The organism is Campylobacter ureolyticus (genome assembly GCF_013372225.1).
Taxonomy (GTDB): Bacteria; Campylobacterota; Campylobacteria; order Campylobacterales; family Campylobacteraceae; genus Campylobacter_B; species Campylobacter_B ureolyticus.
This window is the reverse complement of sequence record NZ_CP053832.1, coordinates 408469-428390: the sequence shown is the minus strand read 5'-3', so window position 1 is coordinate 428390 and position 19922 is coordinate 408469. Positions and strand designations below refer to the sequence as shown.

Below are 19922 nucleotides of genomic sequence, written 5' to 3'. Positions count from 1 at the left end.
CTTAAAGTGTGCCTTTTTCATACATTGCACGCATTTTTTCTTTTTCTTTTTTTCTTTTTTGTTTTTCGGCTAAAAATGCACGATAACCTTTTACGCTAAATTTAAATAAAATTAAAGCTTGACTTGCAATGAAAACAGAGCTATAAGTTCCAAAAATAACTCCTACCATAACAATAGAAGCAAAATCATTTATCATATCGCCGCCAAAGAAAAATAGCACAACAACGCTTATTAATGTGGTGAATGATGTTAAAACAGTTCTTGATAAAGTTCTTGAAACAGATTCGTTAATAACTCCATTTATGCAATCTTCTTTGCTTTCTTGTATACCTTCTCTAATCCTATCAAAAATAATAATCGTATCATTTAAAGAATAACCAATTATAGTTAAAATTGCAGCTAAAGTATCCAAATTTACATCTATTTTCATTAAAGAGATAAAACCAAGAACAACTAAAATATCATGTACTTCAGAAAGAACAGCAGCAAGAGCAAATCTCCACTCAAATCTCACACCAAGATAAATAAGTATGGCAATAAGTGAGATAATAACCGCCATTAGACCACCTTTTTTTAGCTCATTTCCAACTTTTGGTCCAACAACATCAACTCTTCTTATCTCAAAATTTCCAGTATCTTTTAAAATTTGACTAATAGTAGCACTTACATCTTTTCCAAGTGATTCATTCGATCCTGAGTATCTTATAGTAATTTCTTCACTGCTTCCAAACTCAGTTACACTTGCACCTTTTAACTCATTTACTTGATTTAGCTTATGCCTAATATCCTCAATTGGAGCTTTACTATCATATTTTATTTGAATTAAAGTTCCACCTGAAAAATCTATTCCAAATTTTAACCCTTGAGTTCCTAGTAAAAAAATAGATCCTAACATTAAAATCAAAGAAATTGCAAAAAATAGGTGTCTAACACCCATAAAATTATAAATTTTATCTTTATCAAATATTTGCATTTTCGGCCTTTCTAACTTTGTAACCAAACCAAAGTTTTGTATTTTTGCTTCTTTCCATCTTATCTGCTAGTAAATCAAAAATTCCATGTGTTCCTAAAATTGCTGTTATCATAGAAGCTATTATACCTATACTCATAGTAACGGCAAAGCCTTTAACCGGACCTGTTCCATAAGCATAAAGTACAGCTGAAGTTATCAAAGTAGTTAAGTTTGAGTCGATGATAGCACTCATTGCTTTATGATAGCCTTTTTCAATGCTATTTTTTATGCTATTTCCATGTCTAAGCATCTCTCTAATTCTTTCATTGATGATAACGTTTGCATCAACTGCCATACCAACGGTTAAAATTATACCGGCCATTCCAGGAAGTGTTAATGTAGCTCCAAAAAGTGCCATTATCGCAACTAAAAATAAAATATTTACAACTAATGCAATATTTGCTACAACTCCAGCAAGACCATAATAAAGCACCATAAATACCACTATTAAAACAGATGCTAAAGCTAAAGCAAAACTACTTTGTTTTATACTATCAGCACCAAGACTTGGTCCAATAGTTCTTTCTTCGCCCATTGTAACAGGGGCTAAAAGAGCTCCACTTCTTAATGCAATTGCAACATCTCTTGCTTCTTCCATAGTAAATCCACCACTTATCTGACCACTTCCACCACCTATTCTTTCATTTATCCTAGGTGCAGAATATACCTTATCATCCAAAACAATAGCAAGTCTTTTTCCCACATTGCTTCCTGTAAAATCACCAAATATTGCAGCACCTTCAGAGTTAAGTGTGAAATTTATAACCGGTTGATTTGCTTGATCAAATCCAACTCTTGCATCAACAAGCATTGAACCGTCTAAAACTGGAAGTTGCTTTACAGCATATTTTTGTTCAGGATTTTTAGCATCGTTTAATATAATATCACCAAAACTTGCAGCTTGAGCCTTAGTTAAAAGATGAGCCCTATCTTGTCTTTTATCATCAAGTGCCATAAGTTGTAAATGAGCTGAAGTTGCTATTAAGTCTTTTGCACGCTGCTTATCTTCATTGCTCTTAACTCCTGGAATCTCAACTAAAATATCTTCTTTTCCCTGTCTTGCAACTGTTGGCTCACTTAAACCAAACTGATCTATTCTATTTCTTATGGTCTCAACAGCTTGATCAATAGCATATTCTTTTGTTAAAGCAATCTCATTTTCAGTTAAAGAAACATTATAAATTTGACCATTTTTTTGAATATCAAGCCCTGTTATTTTATTTAAAATAGCATCAAATTTATTCATCTCATCTTTATCCAAAACTTCAAACTCAAAGTAATTACTTTCAATTTTTAAGTCACTATATAAAAGATCTTCTTTGCCTGCTGAATAGCTCAAACTTGATGCTACAGACTTGATCTTAGAACTTATTGCTTCATCTAAATCAACATTTAAAAGCATGTGAAGTCCACCTTGTAAGTCAAGTCCTAAGTTTATTTTTGGCATTTTGTCAATTTGCAAAAAAGAAGGAATTGAAAAAATAACAGAAAATACAAAAGTTATTATTAAAACAATAAATCTATATGTAACTTTTCCACTACGCATTTTTTGTCTTTTCTTGTTTTTTAGAGTCTTTCTCTACTTTTGGTGCCTCTTCTAATCTTTCTATTTTTCTTGCTACACTTGTTCTTGCAATCTCAACAATTGTGCTATCATTAAGCGAAACTTTGATAAAATCATCACCTGGTTTTATAACCGTACATTTAAGACCACCAGAGGTTACTATTTTATCGCCTTTTTGAAGTCCTGCAAGCATTAAAGCATGAGCTTTTGCTTGTTTTTGCTGTGGCCTAATAAGTAAAAAATAAAAAATAAGACCAAAGATTATGAAAGGAAAAAATGTCCCTAAAACGCTTCCTTGTTCCATGTAAATCCTTTATAAAAAATTTAATAAAGCGTTATTTTACCACAAATGAAATTATAAAAGGCTTTGTTATATCTGTTTTTATCTCAAATTTTATATTTTTAGGCTTTTTATCTGAAAATTTTGGTGGAATTTTTAATAATTTGTTTTTAGAATTCATCTCGCCATTTATCGCAATATATGGCTTTTATAAGCTATTTAATTGTAATAAAACTGCATTTTTTTTTACAGGATTTTTTATAGGAATTTTATGGTTTTATTGGGTTAGTTTTTCTTTAAAATTTTATGGACTCAGATTTTTAATACCTTTGGAAATTTTGTTTATAGCTTTTGTATATGGGATTTTGTTTTTAATATGTGGCTGGCTTAATAATAAATTTTATAAAATGGTAATGCTACTTTTAATAAGTTATTTTTATCCATTTAACTTTAACTGGCTAAATTTGGAATTAATTTTAATGCCTGGTATTTTTGAGCCAAATATCCGCGGTTTAGCTTTTATATTTTTAGGAATTATCGCTCTTTATGAGATAAAAAATAAATTTAAAAAAGCTTTTATTTTTATAGTTTGTCTTTGCCTTTCTCTTCAAATTTTTGAGAATTACAGCTATGATTTTGGCTTTAAAACCAAGCTTGTAAATACAACTATCTCACAAGATATAAAATGGCTAAATGAGTATAAAAATCCACAAATTAATGCAGTTTTAAAAGAAATTGATGAAGCAATTGATAATAATTTTGAGTTTATTATCTTTCCTGAAAATGCTATTGCGGCTTATTTAAATTTAGAGAAAAATTTAGAAAAAGAGCTAAAAGAAAAATCTTTTCAAATTTCTATTTTAACCGGAGCTTTAGCTTTTGAAAATAATCAAATTTACAACTCAGCTTTTTTATTTCAAAATGGAAAAATATCACGTTTTGATAAGTATATTTTAGTTCCTTTTGGAGAAGAAATTCCTTTACCAAATTTTTTAAAAAATATTTTTAATAAAGTTTTTTTTAACGGTGCAGAGGATTTTACAAAGGCAAAAAATGTAAGCTTTTATAAAGTTAATGGTGCGAAAATAACAAATGCGATTTGCTATGAGGCTACGCGACCTGAGATTTATAAAAACTCACCAAATTTTGTAGTTGCCATATCAAACAATGGCTGGTTTGTGCCATCAACTGAGCCTTTTTTACAAAAAACATTAATAAAATATTTTGCCACAAAGTATAATACAACAGTTTATCACAGTGTAAATGGTAGTAAAAGTGAGATTATAAAACCAAAAACTATGTGGATAAAAAGAGTTTTAAAAAGTTTTAATCTTTAATTTTTTTCTCATAATTTGCAAAAACAACACTTATTAAAATAATTAAAACTCCTATAATTTGAGTTAAATTTACATTTTGATTTAAAAAAACATAGGCAAAAAATATAGCTGATGGAAGCTCAACTGAGGTTATTATCTCTCCAATTCCTGGGCGCAATTTTTTCATATAATATGAAAATGTAACAAGTGGGACAATCAGAGAAAAAAATGCAGCCAAAAGACTAAATATAAAACTTTTTTCAAGCATTTTTAAATCTAAATTTTTTAAATCTAAGTTAAAACCAAAAATATTTAAAATAATAAATATAATAAAAATAGTTAAAAATGCCCCAAAACACATAAATTTTGCCTTTATAATAGGATCTAAGCTTAAGGCTAAATTTTTAGTAAATTGAATAGTAAAAGCATAAGTTATGGCTGAAAGCAAAGCCAAAAAAGCTCCAAGATATGAAAATTTAATATTTTGATTTAGTAAATCAGTTGCTAAAATGGTGCCAAAAATTATGCAAACCACAACACAAATTTGATAAAGTGATGGCATTGTTTTATTTACAAAACAAGCTATTAAAATAGAAATCCAAACTGATTGCATAAGCAAAACAGCACTCACAGCAACACTTGTATGAATGAGAGAAATCATATAAAATGTATTTGTTAAGGCAATACTACTTCCACTTATAATTACTTTTAATTTCGTAATTTTTAAAATTTTATGATTATTGGCTAGAATTTTTACAAGCACAAAAAACATAATAAATCCTAAAAGAAACATACCGCAAAGCAAAACTCCACTTGTTACACCATGTTTAAAAGCAGTATTATATATGGTTGCAGGAATGCCATAACTTATGGCACCAATTGTTACAAAAAATGGAGCTAAATTTAAACCTTTATTACTTATTTTCATTTCAAACTATTTCACTTTTTTATATTTTTAAAATTAATGATGCTAAATTTATCAAAATTTAAGAATAAATTCAATACAATTCTACATATGAACATATATTCATATATAAATTTGATTAATAGGAGTTTGTAATGGATAAAAAAGAAAAAATTTTAGAAGATAGCCAAGAAATTTGCGAAAGTGTAGTTATACACAAAGAAGTGGTTGAAAATATAAAAACAAAAATGCCAGATGATACTTCGCTTAATGAATTGGCTGATTTTTTTAAAATTTTTGGAGATAGCACAAGAGTTAGAATTTTATGGGCTTTAAGCCTAAATCAAATGTGTGTTTGCGATATAGCTGCACTTTTAAATATGAGTCAATCAAGCATTTCTCATCAGCTTCGAGTATTGAAGCAAAACAAATTTGTAAAAAACAGACGCGATGGAAAAGTTGTTTATTACTCACTTTTAGATGAGCATATTAGCTATATTTTAAAACAAGGTTTAACTCATATAAGTGAGTAAAAATAAATTTTAAAAAAGGAAAAATTATGAAAAAATTTAATTTAAAAAATTTGGATTGTGCAAATTGCGCGGCAAAAATAGAAGAAAATGTTGCCAAAATTGATGGCGTAAATAGTGTAAGTGTTAATTTCTTTACCACTACTATGAAAATTGATTTTGATGAAAATAGAAGTGATGAAATCATTGAAAATATAAGAAAAATTATTAAAAAATTCGAGCCTGACACTGTTTTGGAGGTATAAAATGAATAAAGAATTAATAAAAGATATCAAACAAATTTTAATCTCTATTAGCTTTGTAGTATTATCTATTATCGTTTCTAATGCTGAGCTTAAAACGGCTTTTTTATTGTTTGCTTACATGATAGTAAGTATTCAAATTTTTATAAAAGCTTATAAAAGTTTAAAAAATGGTGGATTTTTAGACGAGAATTTTTTAATGGCAATAGCCTCAATAGGAGCGTTTTTAATAGGCGAACAAATAGAAGCGGTTGCTATTATTTTATTTTATAAGATCGGTGTTGCGTTTGAAGATTACTCAATAAATAGATCAAGAAAATCAATAAAAGAAGCTATGAGTATTGCTCCGGATTACGCAAATTTAAAAACAGAAAATGGCGTAAAAAAAATAAATCCAGAAGATGTTAAAATAGATGATATCATCGTAGTAAAACCTGGAGAAAAAGTTCCACTTGATGGTATCATAACAACTGGAAACTCAACTCTTGATACATCAGCACTAACTGGTGAATCACTTCCTCTTGAGGTTGAAAAAGGAACTAAGATATTAAGTGGAAGTGTAAATATAAATGGACTTTTAGAAGTTAAAGTAACAAGCGAATTTCAAACCTCAACAGTCAGTAAAATTCTAGAACTCGTTGAAGATGCGACCGCTAAAAAATCAAGTCATGAAAAATTTATCACAAAATTTGCAAAAGTTTATACGCCTATTGTCGTAGGTTTAGCTTTTTTTATAGCTTTTATAGTTCCTATATTTGCAGGAGATTTTAAAGAGTGGGTTTATAAGGCTTTAATATTTTTAGTTGTATCTTGCCCGTGCGCACTGGTAGTTTCTGTGCCACTTAGCTTTTTTGGAGGAATTGGCGGAGCTAGTAAAAAGGGAATTTTAGTTAAAGGAAGTAACTATTTACAAATCCTAGCAAAGGTTAAAAGATTTGTTTTTGATAAAACTGGAACTTTAACTAAGGGAGAATTTGCTTTAAAAAACATTGTAAATGAAAGCTTTATATCAAAAGATGAAATTTTAAAACTTGCAGCTTATGCACAAGCATATAGCACGCATCCAATAGGCATTTCAATAGTAAAAGCTTATAATAAAAAAATAGATGAAAACTCTATAACAAAACTTGAAGAAGTTCCAGGAAATGGAATAAATGCTACAATTTTTGGTAAAAATATAAAAATAGGAAGTAAAAAATTTTTAAGCGAATTTAAACTTCCAAATTTAAAAGAAACTGCTTCATTTATCGCAGTTGATGGAAAATTTGCAGGATATTTAACCTTTGAAGATGAATTAAGAAATGACTCGTTTGAACTTATAAAATGGCTTAAAGACAGTAATATAAAAACTGCTATGCTAACCGGTGATAGGCTTGAAGTAGCACTTAATATAAATGAAAAACTTAAAATTGATGAAGTTTATGCAGAGCTTCTTCCAGCCGATAAACTTACAAATTTAGAAAAAATTATAAATGAAAATTCAAAAAACGGCACAGTTGCATATATAGGCGATGGGATAAATGATGCTCCGGTTTTAGCAAGAGCGGATGTTGGAATTTCTATGCTTGGAACAGATGCGGCTATGGAGGCAAGCGATATAGTCTTAATGGATAATAACATTTCAAAAATAAAAACTGCAATTAAAATTTCTAAAAAAACGATAAATATCGCTTATCAAAATATAGTCTTTGCAATTGGCATTAAAGTTTTAGTTATGGTGCTTGCCATATTTGGATTTGCAAATATTTGGATGGCGATATTTGCTGATGTTGGAGTTACAATTTTGGCAATACTTAACTCATTTAGAACTTTTTATTACGCTAAAAAACTTTAAAAATTTAGCCTCTAGGAAATATGAGGCTAAAATTAAATATAATAATTACTTATAATTTCAAACTATACTTTAAGTTAAGTTTATATATAATTCTGCTTTTAAGTGCTAAGTTTTAGCAATTACTTTTTAAGGAATTTTTATGTTTAAACAATTCAAAAAAATTTTTTTGGTTAATTTTTGGCATACCGGCAAAGCCATGATAGTTTTAGCTATATTTGCGACTGCTTATTATGGATTAATTGGTAGTGGCTGGGCTGTAACTGGTGAGATGACAAAATGGGGTGGCGAGTTTTTAGAACTTTTTGGAGCTGACTTGAGCAAATATTCTTATTATAAACTTGATGGAACACCACTTAGTAGAAAAGCTGGAGTTATGCTTATAGGTATGTTTATTGGTGCTTTTGTTGCAGCACTTCTTGCCAATAAGGTTAAAATTAGATTTCCCGCAAGTAAAATTAGAGTTTTTCAGGCTATAATTGGAGGAATTTTAACAGGTTTTGGTGCAAGACTTGCATACGGGTGTAATTTAGCTAACTTTTTTACCGGACTTCCTTATTTCTCGCTTCATACTTGGTTTTTTACAATATCAATGATAGCAGGAATTTATGTAGCTGTAAAACTCCTAAATATAGAGTTTTTTAAACCAAAAGCAAAATTACTTCGCTTAGCAACTGGCAAAGGTCAAGGATTAAAAATAGATAAAAAAAGAGCAAAAAGACATTTTATTTTTGGAATTGTAATATTTATATTATTTTTAGGGTGGTTTTTTTATATGTTTATAAATGCTCCTGAGCTTAATGTAAAAAATACAAAAAGTATGCTTCCAATTGCCCTACTTTTTGGATTTATCTTTGGATTTATCATCTCAAGAGGACAAATTTGCTTTACATCTTGTTTTAGAGATATGTTTTTATTTGGTAGAACAATTGCCATAAAAGGTGCGATTATTGGCATGATAATTTCATGCATTTTAGTTTATGCTTTTGTTCTAAACGGTCACAGCGTCAAACTCGTTGAAATCTCACTTGGAGTTATAATTGGAGGGTTTTTATTTGGTTTTGGCATAGTATTTGCCGGAGGTTGTGAATGTGGTTGGATGTATAGAGCATTTGAAGGACAAGTGCATTTTATAATAGTTGGAATTGCAAATTTTATAGGAACTATGATTTTAGCATTAAGTTATGATGCTATTCCAAGTTTTATAAAATCAGGCGTAAAAATAAATATGCTAGAAACTTTTGGCTCATTTGGTGGTCTTGTATTAAATTTAGCCTTATTTGGAGTTATGGGATTTTTAGCTTATATTTATCAAAGAGATTTTTTCAAAAATAGGAGTTTTTAAATGAGTAGTTTTTATGATGGCAAAGTAACTTATACACTTGATTTACAAGGTGAAGCATGTCCTCTGCCAGCAATTGCCTTAATTGATGCTTTGCCAAATTTAAAAAAAGGTGAAGTTTTAGAGCTAATTTGTGATTGCCCACAAAGTATAAATTCAATTCCATACGATGCTAAAAATCGTGGTTTTGAAGTTTTAAGTGTAGAGCAAGATGGCCCAACAATTAGATTTATTATAAAGCATCCTTAAAAATTTAAACTATAAATTTTTTGCTAAATTTATAGTTTAAAAATTATATTTAGCCCTAAATTTAGGGCTAAATCTTAAAAATTTATTTAACCTCAAAAACAATTGTTGCTTTATCGTTATTTATCTCACAATCTTTATTATTTGAGTTTGTATTTACTGTGGCTTTTAAATACCAAAGTCCTTTTTTAAGTGGGCGAAATTCAAAATTGCCATCAAGATCTGTTTTTGCATATCCAGCTTGAGCCATATCATTAGTTGCATAACCACCATAACTTGCATAAACAGAAGCATTTTTAACCGAATTTCCATTTAGCATAAGTTTAAATTTGATAAGATTACCTTCTTTTATCTCATCAACGCTGTCAAAAAGTGGTAAAAACTCTAAGCCTCTTTTTAAAGGTTTTGTTATAATTTTTGAATCTTTTGAATCGCCTAATTTAATTAAAGCTTTGCTTTGCATTGTAGAAACACCACAATATTTAACCGCGTCATTGGTATCTTTTCTAGTTTTATTCATATCCCAACTTCCATCACTTTTTTGTATCCAAGGAGTTGGTTTATAGTAAGCATTTATGATATAAACTCCATCTTTTAAAGATTTTCCCTCAAAGTGATAGTTTTCACCAGCTTGGGATAAAATTTGTTCACCTTCATTTGATATAACCTTGACATTATCAAACAAAACAGTTCTTTCATCAGCTATTTTTTCAGGATTTGGAAAATCATGTCCATAAATTAAATCAGCACCGAATTTATCACCATTATTTTCTCCCCAAACCCAAAGATCGTGAGCTAAAAGTGATGAGCTTAAGCAAGCCAATAAAACAAAAGTTGCAAATTTTTTCATATTTTTCTCCATTAAAGTTAAATTTAGATTTCAATTGTAACAAATTTGAAAATTATTGTCAATATATAAATATAATTTTAGTAAATTTCAAGCTAAATTTAGAGATAATAAACTATGTTTATAAAAGGAGTAAAATGCTTGGAGTTGATATAGTAAGCATAAAAAGAATTTCAAATTTAAAAGAAAAATATGGATTGAAATTTCTAAAAAGAGTTTTAAACGACAGTGAAATAAGCTTAGTAAAAAGTGATGAAACCTTAGCGGGGTTTTTTGCCGCAAAAGAAGCTGTTTCAAAAGCTCTTGGTGTTGGGATTGGAAATGAATTTTCGTTTTTAGATATTGAAATTTATAAAAGTGATAAAAACGCTCCTCTTATAAAATTTAAAGATGAAATAAAAACCAAATTTAAAATAAAAGACTCAAATCTTAGCATAAGCCACGATGGAGGTTTTGCCATCGCAGCTGTTATGATAGAAACTCAATAAATCGCTTTTTTATCTTGGTAAATCAAGAGCTAAAATTCTTTTTTTGTCAATTGGTCCAAACTGCGTTACATACTCATAAGCTTCTTCATAATCATCATCCATATAGCTTGCAACATTGCTCATAAGTTCGTATAGTTCCTCATCGTCCATATTATCAAAGTTCTTATATTCTTCTAAAATCTCTAAAAGATAAGCTTCAAGCTCTAACTCATCATAAGTCATAAACATTCTCCTAAAAATAAAATTTCGCAACTATATCAAAAAAACATTAATTTTGCAAGAGATTTCAAGCGTTTTTGATAAATTTATTTTTTTATTTATTAAGTGAGTTTTTTACCCATTTTTCAAGCTCGTTTTGACTGATATTTGCATCAAATCTAACGCCATTTTTTAAAACCCCGCCTTTGCAAGAGTTTAAAAGTGCTAAATTTGTATCACCATACGAACTGCTTCCAGAAGTTACAAATAGGATTATGATCTTGCCATTAAAATCATATTTTTCTAAAAAAGAATTTATAATAACCGGGGCTTTATACCGCCAAATCGGAAATCCTAAAAAATAGTATCAAATTTAGAAATGTCAATTTCACCCAAAATTTCAGGGCGTAAATTTTCTCTCATTTCGGTATTTGCCCTGCATTTATCATCCCACCAATCCAGATCTTTGTCTATGTAAGGTACTTTTGGTTTTATTTCATAAATTTCACCATTTGTTATTTTGCTAATTTTTTTAGCTAAATTTGCAGTATTTCCAGTTGCACTAAAATAAACTACTAATGTCATTTTCTCTCCTTTAATTTAACTACAAATGCGGTTAAATTAACTAAATTATAGCCAAAATAGGTTATTAATCTTTTTTTGCAGGAGTTTTATTATCATAGAGTGAATTGTGATAAAATGCAAACCCAACCATTAAAGCTCCAGAAATAACATGTAAATTTTTAGAAAATCTACTTCTTAATGAAAATGCACTTAACACAGTAAGTCCCATTGAGACACTAAGACCAATTTTAGCAAGCTCTTTCTTGCTCATATCATCTAAAAAAGGTTTTTTAATCTCTGTTTTTGCTTTTTTCAAGCTTTCGTCTTCTTTTTCTATCAAATTTTGTTTTTGCTTTTGAGATTGTATCATAAGTCATCACCGTTGTCGCAGTAAATAAAACTGCATTTAGTATAAAAAATGGCATTTAATTTCCTTGTAATGATAATAAATGTCATTATATCATACTAAAGCTGTTTTATTACTGAATTTTCACACCCTTCATTGAATTTAAAAGAAGTCCTATCGTTGTTCCATTATGTAAAACCGCTGTTGAAATAGGACTTAATTTTCCTAAAGTTGCACCTAAAAGTATCGCTGAGTTTATTAAAACTGTGGCATTAAAATTTTTATCAACTAGTTTTAAAGTTTCATTTGCTAACTCTTTTAGTCGAGCAACTGCATAAATATCATCTTTTAAAAGACTAATATCAGCAACTGCCCTTGCTATATCAGCACCTCTTTTCATGCTTATTCCAACATTTGCTTTTGTTAAAGATGGTGCATCGTTTATCCCATCACCACAAAATACAACTTTTTTACCTTCTTTTACAAGAGTATCTATAACTTCTGCTTTTGAAGTTGGAAGCATATTTGCATATACTTTATCAATACCCAATAAATCTGCAACTTCTTTTGCTTTTGTTTCAATATCTCCTGTTAGCATAATCACTTCTTTAACGCCAAGTTCTTTTAACTTTTTAATAGTTTTTTTAGCGTTTGAGCGAATTTCATCTTTCATAACAATAATTCCTAGAAGCTTTTTATCATAGCCAATATATAAAAGTGTATTTCCATCTTTTAGTTCATTTCTTATCTTTGTATCGTGAGCTTTAAATGAAATATTTTCATCATCTTCTAAAAAATGTCTATTTCCGATAACTACTTCTTTGCCATGAAAATGTGTTTTAAGTCCATGTGCTACAATAAACTCAACTTCTCCATGATGCATATGCTTAAATCCTTTTTTCTCTGCCGCACTTACAACAGCTTCTGCAATTGGATGAAAATAGTGCTCTTCAGCACTTGCTGCAAGATTTAAAATATCATCTTTTTTCCAGTCTTTATCAAAGCTTATAATGTCAATAACTTCTAAAATTCCTCTTGTAATGGTTCCTGTTTTGTCAAAAACAAAAGTATCTGCACTAGCTAGCTCTTCTAATGATTTAGCACCTTTTATAAGCATACCGTTATTTCCAGCTTTACTTATGCTTGATTTAAAAGCTACTGGAGTAGCAAGCTTTAAAGCACACGAATAATCAGCTTGTAAAACCGAAGCTACACTTGTCATATTTCTATTTATAAAGTATGATAATCCAGCCAAACTTAAAGTTATAGGCACTAACTTATCGGCTAGTTTTGTGGCTTTTTGAGCTACATTAGATTTTTCATTGAGTGAATTTTGTATGTAATGGCGAATTCTTTCAGTACTTGTATCTTTTCCAGCAAGCTCAGTCCAAATTTTAATTTTACCATCTTCAACAACAGTTCCACTCATAACTCTATCACCATGTTTTTTAGCAATAGCTTCTGCTTCGCCTGTCATAGAGGCTTCATTTACACTTGCATTTCCTTCCAATACATACCCATCTATTGCAATACTCTCGCCACTTCCAACTACTACAATATCTCCAACTTTAATATCTTCTGTTTTTGTCTTAACAAGAGTTTTTTTACCATTTTTATTAACCTCAACCCAAGCTTCTTTGATAGCTGGTTTTGCCAACGCCTTAATTAAATCATCGCTTTTATGAGTTGTGCTTTCTTCAATATACTCGCCAATATTTAACATCAAATTTGTACTATTTGCAGCTAATAAATCTTTTCTTGAAAGTGAAATTCCAACTGCCATTGCCTCTAAAACTTTTGAAGTAAGACCGCTTTTTAAAAGCTCACTTAATCCATCTTTTAAAAGTGGATATGAGGCAAACAAGCTTATTAAGGTGTTTATATCTTTGTTTTTAACAATAGGCGTAAGCCCAAGTGAAATTAAAGATTTTATAATCTCAGCTTTACTTATATCATCACTTTCATTTTCTAAAACTGGAATTTCAAGTTTTGAAATTTCACCTAGTAATTTATCTAAGTCTACATTCTCAAAATTTACAGTTACACTTTTTATAGTTTTATTAACTCTTGCATTTGTAACATTATCAAGTTTTAATATGGCATCTTTATAAGCTTTGATATCAGAATTTAAACTTAGCTCAGGCTGTAAAAACCTAACTCGGTTTTTACTTTTATGAAAAATTTCAAACTCTATATTATTGTCCTGCTTCAATTTCTGCTTTTGCATCTTCAAATCTCTCTTTAAGCTCTTCTTTTCCTGCTTCAAAAAGTTTGCCCATTCTTACAATTGATTTAAAAATTGTCTGTTGTGCATTTTCATTAGTTAAAACATAAGCAGCTATTGCTCCAACTATTGCACCTTGCAAAAAATTTGCAGAACTAAAATTTGGAAGTAAATTTCCTAAAATTCCTGAATTTGATTGATTTGAAGTTGCGTTTAAGCCTAGTTTTTCACCTGAGTTTATAGTAGCATCTGTAAACTCATTTCTTACTTCAACTTTTGCTTCTTTTATATATGGATTTGTCATTTCTCATTCTCCTATTTTTAATATATTTTCAATCGCCAAAATAAGTCCAATTCCTAACGCCATATCAAAAGCAGCATTTAAATACTGTTTTTGAACAATCTTATTTGATGCGCTTATTGATAATGATGTAGCGATACCACCTTCAATAGCAAATTTACTTATATTTTTAACTTTATCTTTTGAACTTGACTGCTTATTGCCATAAAACTCTAGTGCAGTTGCAGTCATACCGCCAAAAAGTGCCCCACTTATAAAATGATCAGCTGGAAGCCTGCTAGTTGATGTTTTAAACATTAGTTATCTTCCTTTGTTTACTTATTTGAAGTCTTAGTGTTTTGAACTTTTTCTTTTAAATTATCTACTTCTTTTGAGATAGTATCTTTTGTTTTATTTACAGCTTTTTTAACGCTTTCTTTTACTTTTTCACCATCTTTTATAACATCATCTTTTGCTTTCTCGCAATCTTTGATAACGCTATCTTTTACTTCCTCGCAATCACATTTACTATCACAAACTTTATCTTTTAAATCACTTGCAAACTCTTTTGTTTTTTGAGCCTTTTCTAAGATAGTATTTTTTATCTTGCTTTTATTATTATAAGCAACTATTAATCCTGCTCCTACTGCAATACCTGCTATAAATGGAAGTGCCATTTTTCTCTCCTTTAAAAAGTTATTCTTCATGACTATTGTTGTTTTTATCTAAAAGTTGATTTAGCAAAACACCGCCCAAAGCTCCTATTAACGCTCCTCCAATAAATGATATATTTGGATTTTGGAGTAAATTTAAAGCTTCATTTGCAGTCATTTTACCATTTTTTAGTTTTTCTAATGCCTCGCTAAATTCCCTTGCATAATTAAAGGCATTTGTGTCTTTATTTATATGCTTATCTTCTTTAAAATTTTGTTCACCATCTTTAAAAGTTTCTAAATTTAACAAATTTTGCAAAGCTTTTTTATACTCGTTTGTAGAGGTTGCCCAGATTCTAAAATAAAGATCTTTTAAAGCTTCATTATTTTCATTTGATGCAAGCTCACTATATAAATTTTCACTTTCAATCTCATAAGATAATGCTTTGAAAACAGCATCATTTTTATCATTTATATTACTAAAATTTTTAAAATTTACCTCTTTTAAAAAATCATTATTTTTACCATTTTGCAAATTTGCAGATTTTAAAAACTCACTTCCTGTTTTTTTAACATTTAAAATTTCAGTAAAAACAGGTTCGTTAAATTTTAAAGCAAATTCCTCATACATTTTTATGCCCTGTTCTTCATGAATTATGGCATCATATAACTCTTTTTTCACGCTGCATCCTTTAATAATTGATTAAATTTATTAGCTGCGATATCTAAATCTTTCCCATTTAGAACATTATCCCAAAAACTTTTTGGAATGATATCTTTATCATATTCTATTGTTAAAGATGCAACTGTTTTATTTAGTTTTATATTTTTAATGCCTGCAAAATTTTCAATACTTGATTTAAAGCTTTCGCTAAAATTTGCAATCTCATCTTTACTAAAATTTTCCAACTCCTTCTTAATGGAAGGATTTATTCTAACTCTTAACCTGCCATTTATATGGTGGATTAAAGAGCAGTATGACATAATTTTAAGTATCATTTCAGATGTTATTTTCAAATTATCTCCTTTTATTATTTTAATGCATTATCATATTTTTTATTTTAAACTAAACTTAAAATCATTTAAAAATCATTATCAAATTTTAACCTTGCTTGAATTGTATAAAATAGCCCCAGTATGAGCTAAGTGTATAAGTCCTGCAGCTGCTGGTGTAATAGTGCCAAACATTGCCAAAATAGAGCCTAATATATTTGTTGAAGTGCCTATTTTATAGTTTTGATTTGCTTTTTTTAAAGCCAAATTGCTTAAATCAAAAAGTTTTATTATATCTTTTGGATCGGAATTTGTTATAGCGATATTTGATACTTCTATAGCAGCCTCGCTTCCACCACTTGCAAAAGAAACACTAATGTCTGCCCTACTCATAGCTAAAGTGTCATTTACGCCATCTCCTATCATAAGAGTAATGCCTTTTTTTGAAAAAGAATTTACTATCTTGGCTTTTTCATCAGGCATTAAATTTGGATAAACAGCATTAAATTCAAACTCTTTTGCAAATTCATTTGCCACAAGTTCATCATCTCCGGTTAATAAGACTATTTTTTTAACACCTCTTTTTTTAAGCTCCAATATAGTTTCCTTACTTCCATCTCTTATCTCGTGCGATATAGACAAGCATCCAACAAATTTATAGTTTTTAGCTAAAAATATAATCGTTGCGTGTTCGTTATCTTTTAAAAAGTTGCTATTATATGGGAGTCTAACGCCGTTATCAACCATAAATTTTTTATTTCCAAGAAGGTATTTATCTTTATTGAATTTGCCTTTTACACCAAGTCCAACGATACTGCAACTATTTGAGCTTGAAATTGGCTTAAAGCCTAAATTTTGGCAGTATTTACTCACTGCTTTTGCGATAGGATGGGTGTTTTTGTGTTCTAAATTTGATAAAACTTGAAAAAACTCATTTTCATCAAGTTTTGTTTCATAACTTGATACAATCGGAGTATTTGTGGTTAATGTGCCTGTTTTATCAAAACAAACTATATCTGCTTTGCTCATTTTTTCTAAATGCTCACCACCTTTAATCAAAATTCCATTCTTTGCTGCACTTGCAATAGCCGAACTAACTGCTGAACTTGCCGCTAAAATAGTAGCACATGGACAACTCATAATAATCATCACACTAAAAGCATTAGTAAAAGAACCTGTTAAAAATAGTGTCGCAATCGTCATAAATGAGCCAAGTTTTAAAACTTTTTTAGCAAGCCTATCAGCCTCAATCTCGCTTGTAGATTTTAGGCTTAAATGCTTCTCAACATCATTAATTACACGCGAAATATAAGTTTCATTTCCAACAGCACTTACTTTTATGTGAATTTTTCCCTCATTTAAAGTTGTATTTGCAAAAACCTTGCTTCCAATTTTTTTATAAATAGCTTGACTATGGCCATTTATAATGCTTTCATCAACATATCCCTCACCATATACAACTTCACCATCAACACAAATTTTTTCTCCATTTACACAAACTACGATATCGCCTTTTTTAACATCTTCTAAATTTGTTTGTATTTCAATATCGCCATTTAAAACGTATACTTGTTTAACATCCATTTCTATCAAATTTTTAATTGCAATGCGAGATTTTTGCGCGGTATATTCTTCAAATAATCTAGAAGCCCTTAATATATAAATAACTTCAAAAGCAGCTGCTATCTCACCGCCAAAAATAGCTAAAAGTAAAGAAAATGCCATGAAAGTTTCAAGACTAAATTTTTTATTTAAAATGTCATTTTTAGCTTCATTTAAAAGTGGTAGTGCTGCAATTACACTAAGACTTCCAAGTGCAATATTTGAAATGGCTGAAAAAGGGGTTGCTAAAATATGCTCTTTTACAAAAACAACTACCGCAACCACACTTAAACCAACTATTTCATAAACTTTTCTTCTCCAAGTTTTTTTAGAGTGAGTTTTTTTACAAACCAAACAATCATTGCAAGTTTTGAGTGAATTTTCAACTTTTTCTTTTGGTAAATTTGAAGAAATTTTAAAATATTCATAGAGTAAATCAAGTATATCATTTAAAGAAATTTCCAAGGAATTAAATTTTATTATAAGCGAATTGCAAGCTAAATTAAATCTTAAATCTATAACTTTATCTTCTAAAATTTGATTTATAAAGTCCTCATTTTTCTTTGTAAAAAGATCTGATTTAAGCCTAACTCTATCTTTTAAATTTGATTTTATGACAATTGACATTTTTTGCAAACTCCTTGTAAAATTAATATCCTACCCTCTATATTAAACTCATATATTTTACCTAAATTTTGCTCTAAGCTCGAAAAACTATTATCGATAAATTCAACTATTTTTCCACACTTTATGCAAACTAAATGATCATGTCTTAAACCATTTTCAAGTTCATAATAAATAACATTTTTTAAATTTATAGATTTTATTAGATTTTTTTCTTCAAGTAAATTTATTGTTTGATAAATGGTGCTTATATTAACACTATTTTTTTCTTGTTTTTCATAAATTTCTTTTATCATTTTTGTGCTTAAATGCTTGTTGTAAAAAAGAATTTTTATAATTGCAGATCGCGTAGGAAAATCTTTGCTATCAGGAAAAATCATATTTAAAAATTTAGTAAAAACTCTATCATTAACCATATTTTACCTTATTTAAACACATATAAACTATAAATAAATTATCTTGTTTTATTTATAGTTTATACGGTTTTTTAGTTGTGTTTTTTACTTGGACAATCTTTTTTGCCACATCCACATCCACCTGTTTTTTTAAAATTTTTATATAAAAAAAATCCTGCTAAAATTGCAACTACCAAAACAAATAGTGCTTCCAAAATTTCTCCTTTGTATTTTTCACCAAAGAGGGAAAAATCCCCCCCCTTCAAGCTTATTTCATCTCTTTTGCTTGAACCCAAATAACTGCATCTTGGCTTAGTTCTTTGCCATCATATTGATTAGACTTGCCAACTCCTAAAGCTGCAAATCCCCACCAACCAGCTTTTGGAATTCCAAAAGTAAATTTACCGTTTTCATCAGCTTTAATTGTTAAAGTAACAAAGCTATCTTGTGGTGCTTCATAGTGAGCTTTTTCATCCATTTTATTATTTTTTACATCAACATCATAGTTTAGATACTCAACTTCAATTTCCGCAAAAGGTACTGGTTTTCCATCTCCTTTTATAATACCTGAAAATGTACTTCCCGCCCAAATCGAGTATGGTTTTGTAAGTGGAACGATCTCAGCTTTTAAACCAAGCTCAGCATCCCAATCAGTTGGTGCTCCAGCAACATTTACAATCATTTTTGTAATTTGTTGAATGTAAGCATCTTCATTTTTTTCATAATAAGGTGCAGGAACTGCTACAAAGATATGATCTCCCATTTTCCTAGCTTTATACTCGCTTTCATAAGCTTTGCCTGAGTTTGAGTTACCTTTAAAAGTTATCTCTTTTAAACTCTTTTTTAAATCAGTTTTTTGTTCTTTATGAACTACATAAAACTCTTCAATAGGTTTAATTTTGCCGTTTGCTTGAAGACCCATATCCATGGTATGCTCATCTGCAAAAGGATGGTTAAAAACAACCTTTAAAGGAATAGTAGTTCCTTTTTCTAATGCACTTTCTGGAGTGTAAAGCATTTGAAAATGCCCAAATGCCGATGAAGCTAATGCGGCTACTGCTGTTAATGAAACAATAGTCTTTTTCATTTTTATCCTTTTTTTATAAATTTATTAATACTTTTTTGTTATTCAGCAATATCTTGACTTTTTACAACCACGCTATGACCCTCGCCACCATCAAAAGTAGCAGTATAATCACCTTCTGGCTTACTAAAAGTAACTTCACTGTCTTCATTAAATTTATCTTCAACTAAAACTTTTCCATCTTGTTCAACTCTAAATTTAACTCCATAAGCACTACTTCCATCACTAAAACCACCCTCGCAAGTAATTGTTTTATCACCATTATCAAAACAACTCATTAAAGCTGTATGGCCAAACATTGAACTTATAGCAAATGCTAAAACTAATGAAATTTTTTTCATTTTTTCTCCTTTTATT

26 protein-coding genes and 1 pseudogene are annotated in these 19922 nt (G+C 29.3%); 7 read left to right on the top strand and 20 right to left on the bottom strand.

Annotated features, from left to right (window positions below; all coding sequences use genetic code 11):
• Window position 1 precedes the first annotated feature (1 nt).
• From secF to yajC, 3 genes are read right to left on the bottom strand one after another with little or no spacing between them, the layout of a single operon-like run.
• Window positions 2–973 (bottom strand): protein translocase subunit SecF, encoded by a 972-nt coding sequence (gene secF, locus CURT_RS02210; protein ID WP_018712318.1) that lies wholly within the window; start codon window positions 971–973, stop codon window positions 2–4.
• Window positions 960–2558, bottom strand: a complete 1599-nt coding sequence (secD, locus tag CURT_RS02205; RefSeq protein ID WP_018712319.1) for a protein translocase subunit SecD — start codon at window positions 2556–2558, stop codon at window positions 960–962. The genes secF and secD overlap by 14 nt, the downstream gene beginning before the upstream one ends.
• Entirely contained in the window at window positions 2551–2880 is a 330-nt protein-coding gene (gene yajC / locus CURT_RS02200; protein ID WP_018712320.1) for a preprotein translocase subunit YajC, read from the bottom strand. The genes secD and yajC overlap by 8 nt, the downstream gene beginning before the upstream one ends.
• Between yajC and CURT_RS02195 the strand changes: the two genes are divergently transcribed.
• Window positions 2853–4193 (top strand): apolipoprotein N-acyltransferase, encoded by a 1341-nt coding sequence (locus CURT_RS02195; protein ID WP_018712321.1) that lies wholly within the window; start codon window positions 2853–2855, stop codon window positions 4191–4193. The genes yajC and CURT_RS02195 overlap by 28 nt on opposite strands.
• Here the strand turns inward: CURT_RS02195 and CURT_RS02190 are convergent.
• A complete protein-coding gene (locus CURT_RS02190; RefSeq protein WP_018712322.1) occupies window positions 4183–5100 on the bottom strand; it encodes a DMT family transporter in 918 nt (305 codons plus the stop codon). The genes CURT_RS02195 and CURT_RS02190 overlap by 11 nt on opposite strands.
• Before the next feature lie 131 nt (window positions 5101–5231).
• Between CURT_RS02190 and CURT_RS02185 the strand changes: the two genes are divergently transcribed.
• From CURT_RS02185 to yedF, 5 genes are all read left to right on the top strand, one after another.
• Window positions 5232–5609, top strand: a complete 378-nt coding sequence (locus CURT_RS02185) for an ArsR/SmtB family transcription factor (RefSeq protein ID WP_018712323.1) — start codon at window positions 5232–5234, stop codon at window positions 5607–5609.
• A 26-nt stretch (window positions 5610–5635) separates the two neighbouring features.
• Complete coding sequence (locus CURT_RS02180) at window positions 5636–5851, top strand: heavy-metal-associated domain-containing protein (RefSeq protein WP_018712324.1); 216 nt, start codon at window positions 5636–5638, stop codon at window positions 5849–5851.
• Window position 5852: 1 nt separating this feature from the next.
• Window positions 5853–7682, top strand: a complete 1830-nt coding sequence (locus tag CURT_RS02175) for a heavy metal translocating P-type ATPase (RefSeq protein ID WP_018712325.1) — start codon at window positions 5853–5855, stop codon at window positions 7680–7682.
• Between the two features lie 139 nt (window positions 7683–7821).
• A complete protein-coding gene (gene yedE, locus CURT_RS02170; protein ID WP_018712326.1) occupies window positions 7822–9024 on the top strand; it encodes a selenium metabolism membrane protein YedE/FdhT in 1203 nt (400 codons plus the stop codon).
• Window positions 9025–9270 carry a sulfurtransferase-like selenium metabolism protein YedF gene (gene yedF / locus CURT_RS02165; protein ID WP_018712327.1) on the top strand — a complete coding sequence of 82 codons (246 nt, stop codon included), beginning with the start codon at window positions 9025–9027 and terminating at the stop codon, window positions 9268–9270.
• A gap of 82 nt (window positions 9271–9352) precedes the next feature.
• On the opposite strand, the gene CURT_RS02160 is transcribed toward yedF, so the two are convergent.
• Entirely contained in the window at window positions 9353–10117 is a 765-nt protein-coding gene (locus CURT_RS02160) for a DUF4198 domain-containing protein (RefSeq protein ID WP_018712328.1), read from the bottom strand.
• A gap of 134 nt (window positions 10118–10251) precedes the next feature.
• Between CURT_RS02160 and acpS the strand changes: the two genes are divergently transcribed.
• On the top strand, window positions 10252–10602 hold the full coding sequence (acpS, locus tag CURT_RS02155; protein WP_018712329.1) for a holo-ACP synthase: 351 nt from the start codon (window positions 10252–10254) through the stop codon (window positions 10600–10602).
• Window positions 10603–10611: 9 nt separating this feature from the next.
• On the opposite strand, the gene CURT_RS02150 is transcribed toward acpS, so the two are convergent.
• From CURT_RS02150 to CURT_RS02085, 15 genes and pseudogenes are all read right to left on the bottom strand, one after another.
• Window positions 10612–10824, bottom strand: coding sequence for a hypothetical protein (locus CURT_RS02150; protein ID WP_016645924.1), 213 nt, complete (start codon window positions 10822–10824; stop codon window positions 10612–10614).
• 91 nt (window positions 10825–10915) lie between these two features.
• Window positions 10916–11385: pseudogene (locus CURT_RS09585) on the bottom strand (flavodoxin).
• A gap of 64 nt (window positions 11386–11449) precedes the next feature.
• Window positions 11450–11680, bottom strand: a complete 231-nt coding sequence (locus CURT_RS02140; RefSeq protein WP_018712331.1) for a hypothetical protein — start codon at window positions 11678–11680, stop codon at window positions 11450–11452.
• A complete protein-coding gene (locus CURT_RS09345; protein WP_018712332.1) occupies window positions 11655–11789 on the bottom strand; it encodes a hypothetical protein in 135 nt (44 codons plus the stop codon). Before CURT_RS09345 ends, CURT_RS02140 begins: the two co-directional genes overlap by 26 nt.
• Window positions 11790–11843: 54 nt before the next feature.
• On the bottom strand, window positions 11844–13937 hold the full coding sequence (locus CURT_RS02135) for a heavy metal translocating P-type ATPase (RefSeq protein WP_039749951.1): 2094 nt from the start codon (window positions 13935–13937) through the stop codon (window positions 11844–11846).
• Window positions 13906–14238: a hypothetical protein gene (locus CURT_RS02130; RefSeq protein WP_018712334.1), complete on the bottom strand. Its 333-nt coding sequence runs from the start codon at window positions 14236–14238 to the stop codon at window positions 13906–13908. Before CURT_RS02130 ends, CURT_RS02135 begins: the two co-directional genes overlap by 32 nt.
• A gap of 3 nt (window positions 14239–14241) precedes the next feature.
• Window positions 14242–14532, bottom strand: coding sequence for a hypothetical protein (locus CURT_RS02125; RefSeq protein WP_018712335.1), 291 nt, complete (start codon window positions 14530–14532; stop codon window positions 14242–14244).
• 17 nt (window positions 14533–14549) lie between these two features.
• Entirely contained in the window at window positions 14550–14891 is a 342-nt protein-coding gene (locus tag CURT_RS02120) for a hypothetical protein (RefSeq protein WP_018712336.1), read from the bottom strand.
• A gap of 19 nt (window positions 14892–14910) precedes the next feature.
• Entirely contained in the window at window positions 14911–15549 is a 639-nt protein-coding gene (locus CURT_RS02115; protein WP_018712337.1) for a hypothetical protein, read from the bottom strand.
• Window positions 15546–15884, bottom strand: coding sequence for a hypothetical protein (locus CURT_RS02110; RefSeq protein WP_018712338.1), 339 nt, complete (start codon window positions 15882–15884; stop codon window positions 15546–15548). Before CURT_RS02110 ends, CURT_RS02115 begins: the two co-directional genes overlap by 4 nt.
• Before the next feature lie 78 nt (window positions 15885–15962).
• Window positions 15963–18089 carry a heavy metal translocating P-type ATPase gene (locus CURT_RS02105; protein ID WP_018712339.1) on the bottom strand — a complete coding sequence of 709 codons (2127 nt, stop codon included), beginning with the start codon at window positions 18087–18089 and terminating at the stop codon, window positions 15963–15965.
• On the bottom strand, window positions 18074–18502 hold the full coding sequence (locus tag CURT_RS02100; protein ID WP_018712340.1) for a Fur family transcriptional regulator: 429 nt from the start codon (window positions 18500–18502) through the stop codon (window positions 18074–18076). The genes CURT_RS02105 and CURT_RS02100 overlap by 16 nt, the downstream gene beginning before the upstream one ends.
• A 71-nt stretch (window positions 18503–18573) precedes the next feature.
• Window positions 18574–18696, bottom strand: a complete 123-nt coding sequence (locus CURT_RS02095; RefSeq protein WP_018712341.1) for a hypothetical protein — start codon at window positions 18694–18696, stop codon at window positions 18574–18576.
• 53 nt (window positions 18697–18749) lie between these two features.
• Entirely contained in the window at window positions 18750–19568 is an 819-nt protein-coding gene (locus tag CURT_RS02090) for a DUF4198 domain-containing protein (protein ID WP_018712342.1), read from the bottom strand.
• A gap of 38 nt (window positions 19569–19606) precedes the next feature.
• Window positions 19607–19906 (bottom strand): hypothetical protein, encoded by a 300-nt coding sequence (locus CURT_RS02085; RefSeq protein ID WP_018712343.1) that lies wholly within the window; start codon window positions 19904–19906, stop codon window positions 19607–19609.
• Between the last annotated feature and the right edge of the window lie 16 nt (window positions 19907–19922).